The organism is Sporosarcina sp. FSL K6-3457, assembly GCF_038007285.1.
In the GTDB taxonomy this organism is placed as follows: Bacteria; Bacillota; Bacilli; order Bacillales_A; family Planococcaceae; genus Sporosarcina.
The window spans coordinates 1,964,343-1,983,242 of the sequence record NZ_JBBOWX010000001.1; the positions used below are offsets into that span (position 1 = coordinate 1,964,343).

The window sequence follows — 18,900 nt, forward strand, 5'->3', positions numbered from 1 at the left end:
TTTGATTGACAATTTGCATTTTGAAAAGTAAGGTTACGGTAGAATCTTATAAAAATGAAGAAAAGTGAGGCGAAAGAGCATGAGTGAAGTAATGAATGATAAGAATCGCCGTCTAGGCGAAACACTTACAGAGATGGGACGCGTTATCGTCGCTTTTTCCGGCGGTGTTGATAGTACCTTAGTACTGAAACGTGCGCAGGAAGAGCTTGGAGATCAGGTTCTAGCTGTTGTTGTTGCATCAGAATTGTTCCGCAAACAGGAATTTGAGGATGCAGTTAAATTAGCTGAAGATATGGGTGTTCAAGTATACAAAACAGAAATTAAAGAACTAGAAAATGCAAATATTGCAGCGAACACGCCTGATAGCTGGTATTATAGTAAGAAAATGCTCTATTCTCATCTCAATGATTTAGCCGAGGAATTAGGTTATCCGCATGTGCTTGATGGCATGATTATGGATGATTTAGACGATTTTCGCCCTGGAATGAGGGCGCGAACAGAGGCAGGAGCACGTAGTGTACTTCAAGAAGTTGGACTATTTAAGCATGAAGTTCGAGAACTTGCAAGTCAGCTAGGGCTCCCTGTTTGGGATAAACCTGCATCATGCAGCCTAGCATCAAGAATTCCTTATGGCATCAAGCTTGATAAGCAGAAAATTGAACAAGTTGATCAAGCAGAGATTTTTTTAGCGAAACTTGGATTTGCTCAAGTACGTGTCCGTCATCATGGTAATGTCGCTCGTATTGAAGTAACACCGGAAGAAATCACTGAATTAGTGAAGCATCGCGATCAAATCCAACTGAAACTTACATCACTTGGCTTTGCATACGTTTCACTAGATTTACGTGGATACCGCACGGGAAGCATGAACGAAGAGTTATCTGAAGAAGTGCTAGAATCAAAATTAGCGCAATAATTTTTGGAAATAGAAAATATGCCCTGCTACTTAATTGTAGTGGGGTATATTTGTGTGTCGAGTCAGTAACTGGTCATCGAATAAAAAAAACTTGAAAAGTAGAGCGTTTACATATAATCTAACTATAGATAAATAATTAATTTGTCGGACGAACAAATTAATTAGTTGACGAAATATTCGATTTCAATCAAAAATAAGGGAGTAGATGAATCATGAGTAAGGATGGAATGACGTATGCACCAAAGGGTAAGCCAAATCCAGTTGTAAAAGAGGGAGAATTTGCGATTGCTGTTGCCGCGCTTGATCACGGCCATATTTATGGGATGTGCAATGGTTTAGTGGAGGCGGGTGCCGCATTGAAGTATGTCTATGATCCAGATGAGAAAAAAGTGGCGGACTTCGTCGAGAAATATCCCGACGTCCAGGTAGCAGAAACGCTCGAACAAATTTTGACTGATGAAACGATTAAATTAGTAGCAGCAGCAGCAATTCCATCTGAGAGAAGTGCACTTGGAAATCGAGTAATGGAAGCTGGGAAGGACTACTTCACAGATAAAACACCATTTACAACGATGGCGCAATTGGAAGAAACGAAGCAGGTTGTTAAACGAACTGGACAAAAATATATGGTCTATTTCAGTGAACGCCTCCATGTTGAAGGTGCTGTATTCGCCGGAGATTTAATTAAAGAAGGTGCAATTGGGCGCGTGCTTCAAGTAACTGGTTTTGGTCCACATCGCCTAAATGCCCCAAGTCGACCAGATTGGTTCTTTACGAAAGAACAATATGGTGGAATTCTATGCGATATTGGGAGCCACCAAATTGAACAGTTCTTATATTACGCAGATTGTAAGGACGCTGAAATTTTGCATAGTAAAGTAGCAAACTATGATAACCCTGATTATCCGGAGTTAGAAGATTACGGTGATGCAACATTAGTGGGTGACAATGGTGCAACACAATATTTCAAAGTCGACTGGTTTACACCAGATGGTTTAAGTACGTGGGGAGATGGACGTACTTTCATTACGGGAACAGAAGGAACGATTGAAATCCGTAAATACGTCGATGTGGCAAGAGAAGAAACGGGAGATCATCTATTCTTGGTGAATAAAGAGGGCGAAAAACACTATAAGTTAGCAGGTGAAGTTGGATTTCCTTTCTTTGGAGAACTAATTTTAGATTGTATTCATCGTACAGAAAAAGCCATGTCGCAGGTTCATGCATTTAAAGCAGCCGAACTATGCTTACTAGCACAAGAACAAGCAATAGTTGTATCTAAGTAAAAACCCTGAAAAAACTGGTCACTCCTCAATCGTATTGAGCTGTGACCAGTTTTTTTGAGAAAGAATGCACTTATTCACGGTTAAAATTGGAGATTTTAGATTAAAAATTTTCAAGTTTGACCGAAAAAGATATCTCAATTAGGTAAAGATTTTGTCAATTAGGTAAAGATAGTACATTGTTGAAAGCGATTACACTGCCTATAATTAAGCCTAACATAAAGAAACTGAGGTGAACGCAATGCAGAGCGTATCAAATGCGCAATCAGTAGAAGTGAAGAAGCAACCGACTAAAGTGCGTAAAAAATCTAAAAGGCGTAATAAAACTCCTTTTGGTGGTTGGAAAGAAAATGTAGCAGGTTATTTATTTATAGCACCGATGTTTATCGGTACATCTGTATTAGTCCTATTTCCAATTATTTCATCACTCGTATTAAGTTTTACAAACTGGAACTTTGTATCAGGTTTTGAGGGTGCTAGTTTTGTTGGGATAGAAAACTTCAAGAAATTATTTACAACTAACTTGTTCCATAAGGCATTAATTAACAACTTTATTTTGTTACTTGCCGTACCCGTAACACTCATCATTTCATTAGCATTAGCGGTCATCATTAATAAGCATGTTTATCTGAAAGATTTGTTCAAGGTAATTTACTTCATGCCATTTATATCTAGTGTCGTGGCAGTCGCAGTCGTATTCCAAGTGTTATTTCATCCATCCAAAGGGCCGATTAACCAATTACTGATGTCATTAGGTGTTGAAAACCCTCCAGGGTGGATTGCAGATATTTCATTTTCGTTACCTTCCGTTATGCTCATCATGATCTGGACAGGTATCGGTTTTAACTTAATCATTTATTTGGCAGGACTGCAAAATATTCCGAAAGAATTGTATGAAGCAGCACAGATGGACGGAGCGTCATCTTGGTATCAATTTACTAAAATAACAGTTCCGTTAGTATCGCCAACAACATTTTTACTCTTGATTACAGGTGTTATTTCGAGCTTTAAGGTATTTGACTTAATTATTGTCTTAACAAATGGTGGGCCAGCGAATTCAACGCTGACGCCAGTCGTTTATCTTTACCAACAAGCGTTCCTTGAGTTGAAAACAGGTTATGCATCAGCAATCTCGCTTGTATTGTTTATCCTAATACTCATTATTACGTATATTCAATTTATCGTTCAGAAGAAATGGGTAAACTATTAATTCAAAGGGGGCAGTATGATGACTACAACAAAAGGAATAGATATAAAAAAATTAGTGGTAACAATCATCATGGCGATAATAGGTGTTATTTTCCTAATGCCGTTTATCTGGATGATTTCTGCATCCTTTAAGGTAGAAACGGACGTTCTGACTTATCCTATTCAATGGATTCCGGAAACATGGAATGCTGTTGAGAACTATAAGGGAGTCTGGACAGGAACGATGCCATTCTTATTACTCTATTGGAACTCGATCAAAGTAACGGTGTTAACAACAATCACTTCAGTTACCGTATCATCTTTAGCGGCATACGGCTTTGCAAAAATTAATTTTAGAGGTTCAAACTTCTTGTTCCTGATTATATTAGCTACATTCATGATTCCACCACAAACATTACTTGTTACACAGTTCCTGTTATTCAGATGGTTAGGACTCTACGATACACATATGGGTCTGATTTTACTAAATAGTTTCAGTGTATTCGGTACATTTATGTTGCGCCAATTCTACCTAGGCATTAGTAATGAGCTCATTGAATCCGCAAGAATGGATGGGGCAGGGCATTTCCGTATTTTTGCATCGATTGCGCTACCACTTGTCCGACCAGCTATTGCAACTTATGCTATTTTGCGTTTCATTTGGACATGGAATGATTTCCAAAATCCATTAATTTTCTTGAGGTCAAAAGAACTCTATACGATCCAACTTGGAGTGCAAAGTTTTGCGGATCAGCACGGCAGCATTTACTCATTGATGATGGCAGCATCTGTATCCGCGATCATCCCATTGTTAATCATTTTTATCATTGGACAGAAACATGTTATTGAAGGCATTCAGCTTGGTGGCGTAAAAGGGTAAAACAGGGGTATCAAATCTCTCGGGCAATAAGGGAGATTTCATATAGTAATCAACCAACAGAGGGGGCAATTGTAATGAAGAAAAAACGGGGTTTGGTATGGTTAGTTACACTTATTGCGATGCTTGTTTTAGCGGCATGTTCGGGTGACAAAGCAGGTGATGGCGCCTCAGGAGAAAAATCTAGTGATGGTGCTAGTAAGTCAGGTGAAGAGGAAATCACCTTAAAATTTGTGCACTGGATTAATGAAGATGTAGGAAAGTGGCAGCCTGTCATTGATAAATATGAGGCTGAACATCCAGGGATCAAGATTGAATCGATTCCACTAGTAGATAATATGACTGCTCTAGATTATTTTAAACAATTAGATTTGATGGCGTCTGCAGGAGAAAAGCTTGATATTATCATGTTTAATAATCCAAATGATCTCGTAAAAAGAATTGACGCTGGACTAGTTACACCAATTGATGAATTTTTAGCTGCGGAAGGTATTGACATTAATGAAGTTTATAATAATAGTTATGGACCAGTAAATGGTGAATATTATGGTTTACCGATGAAAAATGTTACTGGCCTAGTTATGATGAATAAAGGTCATTTAGATGAAGCGGGATTAGAAATCCCGACAGAATGGACATGGGATGACTATCGTGACTATGCAAAGAAAATGACGACTGATCAACATTATGGCTCTTATTTACACACATGGCACGAGACATATTCAGCGTTGAAATTAGTCAGTAAATCAGAAGAGACATTACTTCTAAAAGAAGATGGTTCATCGAATGTGGATGACCCACTGCTACGGGATTCACTGGAACTTCGTTATCAACTAGAACAAGTAGACAAATCATCTGTTCCATACTTTGAAACATTCTCACAAAAATTAAATTACCGTCAGCAATTTTTCTCACAAGAAGCAAGTATGATTCCGACTTTTAGTTTCATGATTACGGAGTGGGGAGAATTCACACCAGACTTTGAAATCGCATGGGCGCCATGGCCACAAAACGAAAAAGGAGAAAATTTCACAGTTATGTCAGGTGATTTACTCAGTGTTTCCAAGACTTCTGCCCATAAACAAGAAGCCTATGACTTTATGCGTTGGATGTCAACAGAAGGGATTGTGGAACAAGGTGTGTGGACACCTTCTTGGAAAGATGCTGACTTAGACACTGTGTTAGATATTTTAGTAAGTGGAACTCCAAATCCAGAAGCTATCCATTTACCGTCATTAAAACATTCGTTGACTTCTGTTCAGCCAAATAAAACATTTGCACCAGCACCGTATATTACGGAAGTGCACACAGAATATGGCGCGGAAGCTGAGATGTATTTACTAGGTGAACAGGATCTAGATAAGACGATAGAAAATGTCAAGAAAAGGATTCAAGCGGTCGTTGATGCAAATCAATAAATAGAATAAGATGAGGAGGGAGGGGACAATACAGTTCCCTCTCTATTTTACCTTTGGAAAGGAGGGAGTGATAAGAATGAAGAGAATTGTAGGAATATTAAAAGAAATGACGCTGCGCAGTCGACTATTGGTTGCCATAATTCTTTGTATTTTATTACCGTGGATAAGCACTTATATTGTTTCTAATTATTTCACGAAAGATGTTTTGGAAGTACGTGCAGTAAAGCAATCGAAGGATACGTTAAGCATGATTGAAATGAGTATGAAGAGAATTCTTGATGATGTGATGTATACATCAAATTTCATTCAATTCGATACAAACTTTAATCGCCTATTAAAATCTAACCAGTCGATTGATTCGGGTTCATCGCAAGCTACTGAGGTGGGGAGCCTACTACACTATATGCAAGTATCTAAGTCGTTGACAGACATTACCGACATGTTTTCTAATACATATATTACACTTCTTTACGAAGATGGCTTGTACTATACGAATTATTCAACATACGAAAAGGATCCATTAACCTTTCGAAATGAACCTTGGTTTTCGGAACTAAATGATTTGCAGTTTTATCAGACGAATTGGATTGGCGTACATCCGACTTATATTCAATCAGAAAAAGAGTCAAATCCTTATTTAATAAGTATGGCAAGAACGATTAAAGGGGCCAATAAATCGAATATCTATCAAATTATTAGTTTTGAAGAAAAAGAAGTCCGAAAGTTTTTCCACAATTTTCAAAACGCTACGAAAGTAGTATTCTTTTTGACTGATAATAAAGGTGAAATTTATTCCAGTATGGATACCGAGAAAATCCGTAGTCGTTTGTCATATGATATTACGAATAAAGAGCATCAAATTGTTGAATACAATGATGAGGATCATTTACTCGTTTCTTATCCTGTTTCCTATACAAATTGGCGATTAGTCAGCCTAGTGCCCTACAAAGAAACGATTGGTACAATCAATACAGTGACAAGAACAACCATTATCATTCAAGGTGCTTTTTTGTTGTTGTTTCTATTGGCCCTCATTATTTTAATCCGTGAATTAACAAAACCTGTAACGAAGTTAAGTTTTGTTACTAAATCAGTTGAGCAGGGGCATCTGGATGTACGCGCAAATATATCCGGGAATAGTGATTTGGCAAAATTAGCGAATTCTTTCGATCATATGCTTGACCGAATTGAAGAAATGATTGAGCAAGTAAAGGATCGGGAAGAAGAAAAGCGTATGGCAGAACTCGAAATGCTACAAGCGCAAATCAACCCTCACTTTCTTTTCAATGTATTAAATTCGATTCGATTAAAAATTCGATTAAGTGGAGATAAAGACAGTGCTCAATTGATTTACTCTTTGTCTGCGTTACTTAGAATGACGATTAATCGGAACAATGCTTTTATCCCATTAAGTGAAGAACTAACCATTGTTAGACATTATCTACAGCTAATGAATTTCCGGCATCAAGATGATTTTAAATTAGAATTCATTACCAATAGAGAAGTTGAACAAATCGAAATACCTAGATTTTTCTTGCAACCAATCGTTGAAAATGCTTTCATACATGGATATAATCAAGGAAATGGAACCATCGTCATTGTAGCGGCTTTAAAAGACAATAATCTATTAGAGTTAAGTGTGACGGATGATGGAAGTGGCATGGATGAAACAACATTACAATCTTTAAAACGAGAAGTTTTTGCCCCGAAAAATCAAGAGAAAATAAAAAATACACGCTCCTTTAATGGCATTGGTGTACAAAATGTATTCCAGAGAATGCAAATGATTTATGGTGATGATTTCAAATTGGAGATTGAAAGTATGGTAGGCGTTGGAACAACCTTCACCTTTTATATCCCGATTGAGAAGGAGTGATAAACGATGTATCAAGTAGTTTTGCTTGATGATGATGTATTAGTAACAGAGTTTATGGAAAAAATAATTCCGTGGCAGCAATACGGATTTCATGTGGCAGCGGCTTTTAATGATAGTTTACAGGCGTATGAGCATTTAAAAGAAAATAAGTGTGATGTTCTCATTACGGATATTGGAATGCCAAGATTAAATGGGATAGAACTCATTTCCAAACTGAAGGAAGAGGAAATTAGCTCGTATAATATTATTTTGTCTTGTCATGATGAATTTCATTTCGCACAAAAAGCATTAAAATTAGAAGTGTTTGACTATATTTTAAAAGAGTCGATAGAGGAAGAAAAAGTCGTCGAGCTACTCGAAAGACTAAAAATTGCGATGGATCACCAATTTCAAGTAAAGCATCGTCATGTGAAAATTACAAATTTTTTAAAACAAAATAATATGTCATTAAAAACAACCTTTATTGAAAAGTTGATGGAAGATCAATATATTGAAGATGATAATTGGTGGAGTGAGCAAGAGGATTTATTGGACATGGACTTTTCATGTGAACGATATACGGTGGTGCTATGCTTTATTGATCAATATCAGGACGCAATTGGCCGTTATGGAAAAGAAGTATTACTTCAATTTAGCTTTAATAATGTGATTGAAGAAGTGTTAGCAGAGTTTCATAAAGGTATTCAAGTGTTCTTTTTAAATGGGAAATTCCTCCTCCTATTTCCGCTGATGAATACAAAACAAGTGGACATGCAGTACCTTGTTGAGCGAGCGGTAAAAGAAATGCAAAGTAAAGTTAGTATGTTTTTAAAAATTAGTGTTACCTCCGTTATTGGGGGAGAAAATCAGTTGCGTCAAGGGTTAGTCGAATCGATGAAGTCGTTGTTGAATAATAAAGGGCAGCGTTTTTATTACCCACATGGAACGAGTCAATACTTTCAAGCGATAGTGTATACAAAAGAGTCGATCTTTCAAGATTATATCGATGCCCTCCAAGAATTAAGGCATATGATTATGAATAAAGAGGAGGCACGAGTTAAGGAATATATTCAGAACTATATTGAAAGAATAAAAACAGAACATTTTGCGCCAGCAGCAGTGAAAGATTGGGCAATTAAACTCGTTCTAGATATTAAAATGTTTTTAAATACGCAGGTTTATAGTGAAGAAGAAAATTTTATGACAATGACAGACCAGCTTGTGCAAAATGTTGAGACCTTTGAACATTTACAATCATTGGTGACAGATATATTGATAAAATTAATGGATCGTGTTGAGCAAATTGATGCAACGCCTAAAAATGAATATATTCTTCAGGCACAAATATATATTCGAAACCATTTAAATGAAAAAATATCTTTAAAAGATGTTGCAGACCTCCTTCATTTGAATGCCAGCTACTTTAGTCGGCTGTTTAAGAAGGAGACTGGCGAGAGTTTTGTTGAGTTTGTGACGCGAATAAAAATGGAGAAGGCGAAGGAGTTACTGGACAATTCAACTAGATCAGTTGAGCAGATTGCATTAGAGGTCGGTTTTGATAGTAAAGGCTATTTTTTAAAAACATTTAAGCAGCAATTTGGTATGTCGCCTAAATCGTATAAATATAAGGAAACAGTAAAGTAAAAGAGGAATGTGGTTAATTATTTTGCAAATCAGACAATAAAGTGGAGAATAGGAAGAATTTACTTTCTAGTGAGAGTGAATTCTTCCTATTGCTACTGTATAAAGAGGTTATGTCCAGTAGTGTAAAGAACTAAGCTGTTTTTTCTTGTGTTCCTAAATTCACTTGTTTACGCTCGATTTTCCGATAAGTAAGTGAAGTAGAGGATAGGATAACTAGTCCGAACAGGCTGCCACTGAAAAAGAAACCTAGTCCAGATAAAGTGGTGACAGCATAATAGACAATTGCAAAACCAAAAATAATAAACAGACTTGATAGCGGATTGTAGACCATTATCAATAACGAGTTTTTGATGTGTGTCTTTAAACTTTGTTCGAATTCGACATAGGATGCGAGCAGATAACAAATTGCCAGCAAGTAAATGCAACTCAATACAATGGTTGGATAATAAAGCATTTCTGATAGCTTACTATCCATCGATTGTAAAAAGGTAATGTTTGCGAAGAGAACAAGGCCGATGACTACAATAAGTGCCCCCAGCTTATTACTAGCGAAAAATTCTGCTTTATAATATTTCCAAAATGTTTTAAATACTGGCGGATCATTTTTTTGTAAAAACTGCCTGAGTGTTGCAAGCATAGCAATTGTTGCAGGGAAAAACCCAAAAACAACCAATCCCATTAGACTAAATAAAATCCATAATATGTTGATATAGGCAAGTCTTACGAACCAATTACAAATTGAAAGTATGCCACCAGAAAATCCACCTAATTGCATGATCATTCCTCCTATTTTTCGTTTTAGCTAATCTAAGGCGAGGGTATCGTCATAAATAGAACGACATGGCTAACTAATACGAAGTCTTCTGTCTGAAATATAGCACGATTCTGTATTAAATACCGTTGTTTATTAGAGATAGTAAAAAAAATATCGATTAAGTAAATATCGTATATGATTTGCAAAGGTGATTATTTAGTTTGTTGACGAAACCAACTATCGAATTTACAATAGAAATTGTAAGTGTTTTATAAACTTTGTTATTAGAGTCCTTGATATGCAATTTTAGTCCTGTTAATTTGTTCTGAATTTCACTAAAATTAAAAATGTAAGCACTTGCAATTTAAATTATTTATTGAAGAGTACATTTATTGTTGAAAGATAATTTCAGTTTCAACCACAAAAAAATATGCGAGGAGAATGGATTATGAAAAAGGTAAGATTAGGTATTATTGGTTTAGGTCAACAAGGCGGTACTTACGCTGGTTTCATTTCAGAAGGAAAAGTAAAAGGCATAGATATCGGTGCGATTTGCGACATTGATCCAGAGAAAAAGGCATTGGCAGAAGAGAAATATCCAGGTGTTCCATTCTATGATAACTATATAGATATGTTGGAAAGTGGAGATGTTGATTCGATCATTACATGTGTACCGCATAACTTACACCCTGAAATGGGAATTGAAGCACTTAAAAGAGACATCCATGCATTACTAGAAAAGCCCGCGGGTGTTTATACAAAACAGGTTAGAGAATTAAACGAATTTGCTGCTACGAAACCAGAGTTGACGTTTAGTATTATGTTTAACCAAAGGGCAAACGAACTTTACCAAAAAGTAAAAGAAATTATTGATAATGGTGAAATCGGTGAGATTCGACGGACGAACTGGATTATTACAACATGGTGGAGACCACAAGGTTACTATGATGCCGGTTCTTGGAGAGCAACTTGGGAAGGTGAAGGTGGCGGTGTTCTTGTCAACCAAGCTCCACATCAGCTTGACTTGCTGCAATGGATTGCAGGTATGCCGAAGAAAGTTTACTCTAATGTAAAATATGGGTATCAAAGAAATATCGCTGTAGAAGACGAAGTGACGACAATTCTTGACTATGGTAATGGTGCAACTGGCGTATTTGTAACATGTACACATGACATTATGGGAACAGATCGCTTCGAGATTTTAGGGGATAAAGGGAAAATCGTTGTAGATGATAGTAAGAAAGTAACGATTAAACGACTAAAAACACCTGAAGCTGACATGAGTGCTTCCATGGATATGGGAGATGTCATGAGAATCTTCATGGGCCAAGACCAATCTGATATATACAGCGAAGAAGTTCTAGAATTCGAAAGTGTATGGGGTGGCCAACATATTGCTGTACTTGAAAACTTTGCAGCAAATGTTTTAGATGGAACACCTTTACTAGCACCTGGTAGTGATGGCATCCATGGTGTTGCATTAGCAAATGCAATCCATCTCTCAAGCTGGTTAGGAAAAGAAGTAGAACTACCGTTGGACGAAGAATTATACTTAAATGAGCTGAACAAAAAGATCGAACATGAAAAGCTTAATCCGATAAAAAAATAAATTGAATATAGGAACTTATAATTACTTGAATAATAAGTTCCTATTTCTAAAGGAGTAAGGCTAATGCTGAAAATAGCGGTTATTGGATTGGGTGATATTTCGAACATTCATATTCCGGTTATTCAAGCCAATCCCAATGTTGACTTAGTGGCAGTGTGCGATATCGACGAATCATTAAAAGATGCTGTACCCGGCGTAAATTTTTATACGAATTATCATGCAATGCTTGAACATGAGACGTTGGATTGTGTCCATATTTGTTTACCGCATGATCTTCATTATAGTGCGACAAAGGCTTGCGTTGAAAAAGGTGTACATGTATTTCAGGAGAAACCATTAGCACGAAACGCTGAAGAGGGTAGGTCTTTAGTTAAATTAGAAGAAGCACATCAAGATGTTAAAATCTGTGTGTCCTTTCAAAATCGCTTCAACGAGACGGTTGAGAAACTTCAAGAGATGATTGACAGTGGTGCATATGGAAAGGTTATTGGCTTAAAAGGGTTGGTCACTTGGTTTAGACCAAAAGCTTATTATGACACTAAGCCTTGGAGAGGAACGATGGCGAGGGCTGGTGGCGGCGTCATGATTAACCAGGCTATTCACACGTTGGATTTGATGCAGCTAATCGGCGGGGAAGTAGAGACTATTAGAGGCTCAATTGATAATTTATTTGATTATGGCTATGACGTAGAGGATACAGCTACAGCCAATATTCGATTTAAGAATGGTGCAACAGGATTATTTTTTGCAACCGTTACAAATGCAACAAATTCTTCCGTAGAGTTTCAGGTTATTTTAGAAAAAGGCAAGTTAACCATTAAAGATAGTATATTGACAAAGGAAAACGAAGAAGGTAAGAAAGTGGAAATAATCGAGGATACAAAACTTCCAGGATCGAAGTTTTACTACGGTGCAAGCCATGCAAAGCTCATCAATCACTTTTATGCATGTATAGAAAATGATACAGATGATTATATCCATGTAAAGGATGCACAAGTATCAATGGAAATGATTGGTGCAATCCGTAAATCATCTGAAAAAAAGGCGGAGGTATATCAATGACAAAAGGTAAAATTGGCGTCCAAATGATGATGCTTAAAGATAAAGTAGCAGAGCTCGGGGCATATGAAACAATGAAGAAGTTGCATGAGCTAGGCTATGGTGCTGTAGAAGTATCGCAAATTCCGATGACAACAGAAAATGTAGCGGAGCTAAAAAGGGCTAGCGAAGATTTTAATATAGAAATTGCAGCCATTTCAGCTGGTTTAGATCCAATGTTGCCGGGTGCACCAGGTGAAACATTAACGAATGACTTTGATAAGATTGTTAGCGATTGCAAAACACTAAATTGTAACTTTATTCGCATCGGTATGCTTCCGCTTAATGTAATGGGTGATAAAGAGAAAATTATGGAGTTTATTACAAGAGCGGAGGCAATGGCGGTAAGGCTTGCTGAGCAAGGAATTGAATTATATTATCATACACATCATATTGAATTCCAAAAGTATGATGGTGAATATTTATTAGATTTGATAAAACATAATACGTCTACACTTGGTTTTGAATTAGATGTTCACTGGATTCAAAGGGCCGGTGTAAACCCTGTGGAGTTTATCAAAGAATATGAAGGGCGCGTCGCTCTTTTACATTTGAAGGATTATCGGATCGGACAACTGGATATAAATGAAGATGATTTAAAAGATATGGGTAAATTCTTTGCTAAATTTACAAATCTGATTGAATTTGCCGAAGTCGGCGAAGGAAACTTAGATATACCAGCGATTATAGCAGCAGGTCTTGAAAGTGGCGCACAGTATTTCTTAATTGAACAAGATGATACGTATGGACGTGATCCGTTTGACTGCTTGAAAACATCAGCTGCTAATTTGAGAGAACTTGGATATGCAGACTGGTTCTAGACTAAACTAGAAAAATATAATTCCTACTCTGTGTAATAGACACAGCTTCATGAGTAGGCAGACTGATAAAGCAGGCTTCCTATTCATGAGGAGGGATGATAATAGTATATGGTTTTTTCGAACCTTGATTGGAAGCGCACTCATCATATGGGAGTATTTTTCGATAACGTTAAATAATCTTATAATGGTTACTTACTTCTAAGAGAATTTGCTAAATTCCAATTTTAAAGTAATGGAGGAAAAAATGATGAAACAATCTGCGCAATTAAATAAAACAGCTACAAATTCCGGATTTAGAAAATTTGGAATGAGAGATAAAATGGGCTATATGTTTGGTGATTTTGGCAATGATTTCTTCTTTATTCTAGTCGCATCATTTTTAATGATTTACTATACGGATGTTTTACACATTAATCCGGCGACTGTAGGGGTATTATTTTTAATCGCCAGATTATGGGATGCCGTTGCGGATGTTACTTGGGGACGCTTTATAGATACAAGGAATCCTGGTAAAGCAGGTAAATTTAAACCGTGGATTTTCAGAATGTCTTTTCCACTCGTTATTTCAGGTGTATTAATGTTCGTGTATATTCCAGGAATGACTGATGGATTTTATTTGGCCTATGCTTTTGTCACATATATTTTATGGGGAACATTATATAGTACAGTTAATATACCTTATGGCTCCATGGCTTCCGTCATCACGTCTGATCCTGTTGAACGGACAACGTTATCCACGTATAGAACTTTGGGCGCCAATTTAGCAGGTTTAATTATTAATGTAGCTGGGCCATTGATTTTGTTTGTAGATAATAAAGCGGATGCAAATCACTTTCTATTAGGAGCCATTATTTTCGGTGTTCTCTCTATTTCTTGTTATATGGCTTGTTATAAAATGACGACTGAACGCGTTGTCGCGCCAGTAAGAGTAAAAGAAAAAGGGAATTTTGGTAAAACTGTAAGAGGTCTTTTGAAAAATAAACCATTAATTTGGATCCTTATCATTTCGCTTATGTTCATGATTTGCTTTATGTTGATTGGTGCAGTGAATGTTTTCTTATTTAAAGACTATTTTAGTAATGCAAAAGCATTAAGTATAGTTGGGTTTCTCCAAACGGGTACTGTATTTGTTGCTATGCCGATGGTGCGCTCACTAGTTGCTAAATTCGGTAAGAAAGAGATTGCGGCAGCAGGAGCAGCACTTTCAGCTGTTATCTATTTGTTGTTATATTTCTTGCCCAACCTGTCGACGACTCAATTTATTAGCTTATTGACAATAGCGATGTTTGGCTATGCATTCTTCAATTTAGTCATTTGGGCATTTGTAACAGATGTTATCGATTACCATGAATATTTAACAGGTTTACGAGAGGATGGAACCGTTTATTCGATTTATTCATTTGCTCGTAAAGTGGGTCAAGCTATTGCTGGTGGGCTTGGTGGTTTTGCTATTGCAGCAGTGGGATATACATCCGCTTTAGATGTGCAAACACAAGATACACTAAATGGGATTCATACGCTAGCCACTTTGGTGCCAGCGATTACATTTGCCGCGATGTTCTTCATGTTAGTATTTTTCTATCCGTTGAATAAGAAACGCACACTTCAACTTGCTATTGATTTAGCGGGAAGAAGAGCAGGACGAAATTGAATAATATCGATTGAGGTAAGAAGGGGCTGTCCAGTAAGTCAATGAAAACTGATTTCCTGGAACAGCGCTTTTTATTTAGGTTACTCTATACTGTGATGGTGTATAGCCTGTTTCCTGTTTGAAAACTCTTGAAAAATAGGAAGAGTCTTCATAACCGACTGTCCAAGCAATTTCTTCAATGGGTAAGCTTTCATTTTTAAGTAAGTGCTTTGCTTGATGCATCCTAATTTGTTGCTGATATGCTGTAATTGTTAAATTTGTTTCTTGTTTGAATTTACGAGAAAGGTGACTAGGATGTGTGAAATTAAGCGCTGCTAATTCATTAATATCTATTCGTTTATTGTAATAAGTCATAATATAGGTGATGACTTCTTGTGTAATTTTTGAATAATGTATAAATGAATTTGAAACAATTAAATCGCAGTATTCTTCAATCATTGCAGTTTGTAATTGTTTTAATTCTATTAACCGGGTTTTATTTTCGATTTGTACTGCAAACTTTTCGGATGTTCGGTGAATTAGAATGGGTGGGACCTTCCTTTTCACGGCAACTGTACGTAATAAAGTGTTAATCACAATGACTAGGTTTTTAAGTCTGCGTAAAGGTTGATTGGGAAATCGTTCAGAAAACGAGAATAACAAATTGTCTGGACCAATTAATTCAAGGGCTTTAGTCTTGTCGCCTTGTTCAACAGCATGCAAGAAGTCTGCTTCTATTTTATATCTCAAAGCGACGACTTTACTGACATCCTCAATGATATTATATTGCTGATTTGAACTATTGCTTTCAGCATGATTTTTCTCTTGTTCAATTTGTTTAGGGAGTACATCTTTCTCTACAATCATATTGAAAAGTTGAAGTAGGCTAGCAAAACTTAACGCTTTTTCTATTCCTACTAGTTGGATTTGATTGTAAAAAATAGTTAAATCCTCACTGGTGTCATGATCTAGTTGATATATTTTCATTAAATGTTTTAGATTAAGGGTTAGCTGAAGATAGGGACCAATAATGATGCTGTAATCTGTATCTAGTGTAAAGGTATAGCCTAAATAATATAATCCCCAATCGTTTGTAAAAACATACAATTGATTATTTTGTGTCATTTCTTTATAAAAATTGAATATATCTTCATCCTTGGACCCAGGCATGAAAACAGGTATAGAAATCGTTTCATGATGAAAAACAAATTCTTTGTTTTGATCTAAGATATATGTATTTAAATTAGTAAGATGATGTATTTTAAAACCTGCAGAAAAAATGTCCAGTTGATTCATCTTCATTCACCCCTAGTTCAAAATGTGTGGCACAACCTATAATCCAAACTGAGATTTAATTATAGTATGATTTTAAAAACTGTACCAATTAAACGAAAAGTGGAAGTTAAATAATCATAGAAGAAATGATTATTGACGAAAATTCAGTTAAATGATATTCTATAATTAGTTATTAGTTTGGTCATTAAACAAATTAAAGGTTGGAAGGGCTTTCAACCAACAGAATTGTACTATTCGAAAAGTGAAATTCATCCGGCCTCGTTTTTTATCATAATAAATAGGAGTGAATTGAATGGATATTATTCAGCAATTGTTAAGAGATATTCCATTGCCGAAAATGGTGAAAGTTCGGCAAACTTTTGATGACAAGCAATTGGACAACGCCGGTGAAGAACTGCAAGCATTGTTAGAGGAAGAACGAATTCGACAAACGGTTAAACCTGGTATGGAAATTGCAGTAGCTGTTGGAAGCAGGGGAGTCGACCAGATTGTTGAGATTACGGCACGTACGGTGAAATTTTTGCAAGAGCTAGGTGCAAAGCCATTTATCGTACCGAGTATGGGGAGTCATGGTGGAGCATCGGCAGAAGGGCAAAAAGCCGTGTTGGCACATTTGGGTGTCACAGAAGAAACCGTTCATGCGGAAATTCGTTCCTCAATGGAAGTCATTGAGATTGGGAAATTACCAAATGGCTTACCTGTTTACATTGATAAACTTGCTTCACAAGCCGATGGAATTGTCGTTATCAATCGCATCAAACCGCATACTGCTTTCAGAGGAACGGTTGAAAGTGGCATTATGAAAATGATTGCGATTGGTCTAGGAAAGCAAAAAGGTGCGGAAGCCTGCCACCAATTGGGCTTTGAGCATATGGGGAAACATATTATTGAAATGTCTACTATGATTATTGAAAAAATGCCCATTCTTTTTGGTGTCGGAACCATTGAAAATGCTTTTGATAAAGTCGCAAGGGTTGAAGTGTTGTTACCCCATGAAATTGAAGAAAAAGAAACAGAATTACAAAAGTTGGCTAAAAAGTTATTACCCAAAATTGATTTTGCCAATATTGACGTGCTTGTGATCGACGAAATCGGTAAAAACATTAGTGGAGATGGCATGGATCCAAACATCACGGGACGTTACCCAACACCGTATGCGCATGGTGGACCTGCCGTGAATAAGATGGTCGTGCTAGATTTGACACATGAAACAGAAGGAAATGCGAACGGTGTAGGGACAGCTGACTTTACGACACGACGCTTAATTGATAAAACGGACTGGGCGGCTACGTATGCGAATGGGCTTACTTCTACTGTGGTTGCCCCAACAAAGGCTGCAACGACATTAGAAAATGATCAGCAGGCACTGAAAGCAGCCGTTAAAACATGTAATATTTTAGATTTCACAAAAGTGAAAATGGTTCGCATTAAGAATACATTGGAACTTAGTGAAATTGAAGTATCTGAAGCCTTGTTACCTGAGGTAGAAAGCAATGATTATTTAACACCGATTACAGATTTATATGAATTAAAGTTTGATGAAAATGGAAATTTAGTCTGAAATATTTAGGGGGAAATGTATATGAAAAACTTATTTGATTTAACGGGAAAAACGGCGGTTGCAGTTGGTGGAAATGGTGTACTTGGATCAGCAATGGCTAATGGATTAGCAGATCAAGGTGCACAAGTAGCCATTGTTGGTCGTAATCTCGAGACAGCTGAAAAAGTTGCACAGGGTATTGTAGAACGTGGTGGAGTTGCGAAAGCCTTTCAGGCAGATGTTATTTCAAAAGAATCACTAGAAAACGTTGCGAAGGAAATCGAGGCATGGTCAGGCGGCTGGGATATTTTATTGAATGCTCCAGGTACCAATAGCCCGACACCATTTTTCGATATTGCAGAAGAAGAGTGGGATCATATTATGGATGTGAACCTAAAGGGAATTGTCTTGACAACGCAAGTATTTGCAAAAAGAATGATTGAACAAGAAAGAACAGGAAGTATTATTAATATATCATCTGTTTCTTCTACGACACCACTGTCAAAAGTATTCACGTATTCGGTGTCCAAAGCAGGCATTAACAATATGACACAATTTTTAGCGCGTGAATTTGCACCTCACGGCATTCGTGTTAATGCAATTATTCCAGGATTTTTCCCAGCAGAGCAAAATCGTAAAATTTTAAGTGAAGATAGAGTTGCATCCATTATGGGCCATACGCCTATGAACCGATTTGGTAATCCAGAAGAATTAAGTGGAACGGTTGTGTGGCTAGCTTCGGAACAGGCATCAAGTTTTGTAACAGGGACACTCATTCGTGTGGATGGTGGATTTGGAAGTATGACGATTTAAGTAGAAAAGCTTTGGAGAATAATCCAAAGCTTTTTCTGTTATTATACTGTTTTATCTTCATTCAGCAGAAGACCCCGACCTCCATAGGTTGAGAGATGAATGCTGTTTTGTTTCCCTGTTCGGCGGGTGTCCAAACTCCCGCTGAATGAAGATAAAGC

General features: G+C 36.9%; 15 protein-coding genes. 13 read left to right on the forward strand and 2 right to left on the reverse strand.

The annotated features are described in order from the left end of the window. Nucleotides 1–79 precede the first annotated feature (79 nt). From larE to N1I80_RS09405, 7 genes are all read left to right on the forward strand, one after another. Nucleotides 80–916: an ATP-dependent sacrificial sulfur transferase LarE gene (gene larE / locus N1I80_RS09375; RefSeq protein WP_340737616.1), complete on the forward strand. Its 837-nt coding sequence runs from the start codon at nucleotides 80–82 to the stop codon at nucleotides 914–916. 212 nt (nucleotides 917–1,128) lie between these two features. Continuing rightward, on the forward strand, nucleotides 1,129–2,202 hold the full coding sequence (locus N1I80_RS09380; RefSeq protein WP_340737617.1) for a Gfo/Idh/MocA family protein: 1,074 nt from the start codon (nucleotides 1,129–1,131) through the stop codon (nucleotides 2,200–2,202). 238 nt (nucleotides 2,203–2,440) lie between these two features. After that, the gene (locus N1I80_RS09385; RefSeq protein WP_340737618.1) at nucleotides 2,441–3,409 is read left to right on the forward strand and encodes a carbohydrate ABC transporter permease; all 969 of its coding nucleotides are present in this window, start codon (nucleotides 2,441–2,443) and stop codon (nucleotides 3,407–3,409) included. Between the two features lie 18 nt (nucleotides 3,410–3,427). Beyond that, nucleotides 3,428–4,267: a carbohydrate ABC transporter permease gene (locus N1I80_RS09390; protein WP_340737619.1), complete on the forward strand. Its 840-nt coding sequence runs from the start codon at nucleotides 3,428–3,430 to the stop codon at nucleotides 4,265–4,267. Nucleotides 4,268–4,341: 74 nt separating this feature from the next. Continuing rightward, on the forward strand, nucleotides 4,342–5,682 hold the full coding sequence (locus N1I80_RS09395) for an ABC transporter substrate-binding protein (RefSeq protein WP_340737620.1): 1,341 nt from the start codon (nucleotides 4,342–4,344) through the stop codon (nucleotides 5,680–5,682). 76 nt (nucleotides 5,683–5,758) lie between these two features. Then, a complete protein-coding gene (locus tag N1I80_RS09400; RefSeq protein WP_340737621.1) occupies nucleotides 5,759–7,558 on the forward strand; it encodes a cache domain-containing sensor histidine kinase in 1,800 nt (599 codons plus the stop codon). A 6-nt stretch (nucleotides 7,559–7,564) separates the two neighbouring features. Further along, nucleotides 7,565–9,181 (forward strand): response regulator transcription factor, encoded by a 1,617-nt coding sequence (locus tag N1I80_RS09405; RefSeq protein ID WP_340737622.1) that lies wholly within the window; start codon nucleotides 7,565–7,567, stop codon nucleotides 9,179–9,181. A gap of 130 nt (nucleotides 9,182–9,311) precedes the next feature. Here the strand turns inward: N1I80_RS09405 and N1I80_RS09410 are convergent, their stop codons facing one another. Beyond that, nucleotides 9,312–9,956: a YesL family protein gene (locus tag N1I80_RS09410; protein ID WP_340737623.1), complete on the reverse strand. Its 645-nt coding sequence runs from the start codon at nucleotides 9,954–9,956 to the stop codon at nucleotides 9,312–9,314. A 427-nt stretch (nucleotides 9,957–10,383) separates the two neighbouring features. Between N1I80_RS09410 and N1I80_RS09415 the strand changes: the two genes are divergently transcribed. From N1I80_RS09415 to N1I80_RS09430, 4 genes are all read left to right on the forward strand, one after another. Then, entirely contained in the window at nucleotides 10,384–11,544 is a 1,161-nt protein-coding gene (locus tag N1I80_RS09415; RefSeq protein ID WP_340737624.1) for a Gfo/Idh/MocA family protein, read from the forward strand. Nucleotides 11,545–11,607: 63 nt separating this feature from the next. Then, the gene (locus tag N1I80_RS09420; RefSeq protein WP_340737625.1) at nucleotides 11,608–12,606 is read left to right on the forward strand and encodes a Gfo/Idh/MocA family protein; all 999 of its coding nucleotides are present in this window, start codon (nucleotides 11,608–11,610) and stop codon (nucleotides 12,604–12,606) included. Next, nucleotides 12,603–13,463: a sugar phosphate isomerase/epimerase family protein gene (locus N1I80_RS09425; RefSeq protein WP_340737626.1), complete on the forward strand. Its 861-nt coding sequence runs from the start codon at nucleotides 12,603–12,605 to the stop codon at nucleotides 13,461–13,463. Before N1I80_RS09420 ends, N1I80_RS09425 begins: the two co-directional genes overlap by 4 nt. 244 nt (nucleotides 13,464–13,707) lie before the next feature. After that, a complete protein-coding gene (locus N1I80_RS09430) occupies nucleotides 13,708–15,114 on the forward strand; it encodes an MFS transporter (protein WP_445683643.1) in 1,407 nt (468 codons plus the stop codon). Between the two features lie 75 nt (nucleotides 15,115–15,189). Here N1I80_RS09430 and N1I80_RS09435 read toward each other — a convergent pair whose 3' ends face one another. Then, nucleotides 15,190–16,389 (reverse strand): helix-turn-helix transcriptional regulator, encoded by a 1,200-nt coding sequence (locus N1I80_RS09435; protein ID WP_340737628.1) that lies wholly within the window; start codon nucleotides 16,387–16,389, stop codon nucleotides 15,190–15,192. 292 nt (nucleotides 16,390–16,681) lie between these two features. Here N1I80_RS09435 and N1I80_RS09440 point away from each other — a divergent pair, with 292 nt between their 5' ends. Together N1I80_RS09440 and N1I80_RS09445 are read left to right on the forward strand one after the other, a co-directional pair. After that, nucleotides 16,682–17,950, forward strand: a complete 1,269-nt coding sequence (locus tag N1I80_RS09440) for a lactate racemase domain-containing protein (RefSeq protein ID WP_340737629.1) — start codon at nucleotides 16,682–16,684, stop codon at nucleotides 17,948–17,950. Between the two features lie 21 nt (nucleotides 17,951–17,971). Further along, a complete protein-coding gene (locus tag N1I80_RS09445; protein WP_340737630.1) occupies nucleotides 17,972–18,742 on the forward strand; it encodes an SDR family oxidoreductase in 771 nt (256 codons plus the stop codon). The last annotated feature ends 158 nt before the right edge of the window (nucleotides 18,743–18,900 follow it).

What these genes read in the sequence shown, in the direction of transcription:
- N1I80_RS09395 (WP_340737620.1), top strand. Translation starts at nt 4,342, where the DNA reads ATGAAGAAAAAACGGGGTTTGGTATGGTTAGTTACACTTATTGCGATG.
- N1I80_RS09410 (WP_340737623.1), bottom strand. Translation starts at nt 9,956, where the DNA reads ATGCAATTAGGTGGATTTTCTGGTGGCATACTTTCAATTTGTAATTGG.
- N1I80_RS09390 (WP_340737619.1), top strand. Translation starts at nt 3,428, where the DNA reads ATGACTACAACAAAAGGAATAGATATAAAAAAATTAGTGGTAACAATC.
- N1I80_RS09435 (WP_340737628.1), bottom strand. Translation starts at nt 16,389, where the DNA reads ATGAATCAACTGGACATTTTTTCTGCAGGTTTTAAAATACATCATCTT.
- N1I80_RS09420 (WP_340737625.1), top strand. Translation starts at nt 11,608, where the DNA reads ATGCTGAAAATAGCGGTTATTGGATTGGGTGATATTTCGAACATTCAT.
- N1I80_RS09400 (WP_340737621.1), top strand. Translation starts at nt 5,759, where the DNA reads ATGAAGAGAATTGTAGGAATATTAAAAGAAATGACGCTGCGCAGTCGA.
- N1I80_RS09440 (WP_340737629.1), top strand. Translation starts at nt 16,682, where the DNA reads ATGGATATTATTCAGCAATTGTTAAGAGATATTCCATTGCCGAAAATG.
- N1I80_RS09385 (WP_340737618.1), top strand. Translation starts at nt 2,441, where the DNA reads ATGCAGAGCGTATCAAATGCGCAATCAGTAGAAGTGAAGAAGCAACCG.
- N1I80_RS09405 (WP_340737622.1), top strand. Translation starts at nt 7,565, where the DNA reads ATGTATCAAGTAGTTTTGCTTGATGATGATGTATTAGTAACAGAGTTT.
- N1I80_RS09380 (WP_340737617.1), top strand. Translation starts at nt 1,129, where the DNA reads ATGAGTAAGGATGGAATGACGTATGCACCAAAGGGTAAGCCAAATCCA.
- N1I80_RS09415 (WP_340737624.1), top strand. Translation starts at nt 10,384, where the DNA reads ATGAAAAAGGTAAGATTAGGTATTATTGGTTTAGGTCAACAAGGCGGT.
- N1I80_RS09430 (WP_445683643.1), top strand. Translation starts at nt 13,708, where the DNA reads ATGATGAAACAATCTGCGCAATTAAATAAAACAGCTACAAATTCCGGA.
- N1I80_RS09445 (WP_340737630.1), top strand. Translation starts at nt 17,972, where the DNA reads ATGAAAAACTTATTTGATTTAACGGGAAAAACGGCGGTTGCAGTTGGT.
- N1I80_RS09425 (WP_340737626.1), top strand. Translation starts at nt 12,603, where the DNA reads ATGACAAAAGGTAAAATTGGCGTCCAAATGATGATGCTTAAAGATAAA.
- larE (WP_340737616.1), top strand. Translation starts at nt 80, where the DNA reads ATGAGTGAAGTAATGAATGATAAGAATCGCCGTCTAGGCGAAACACTT.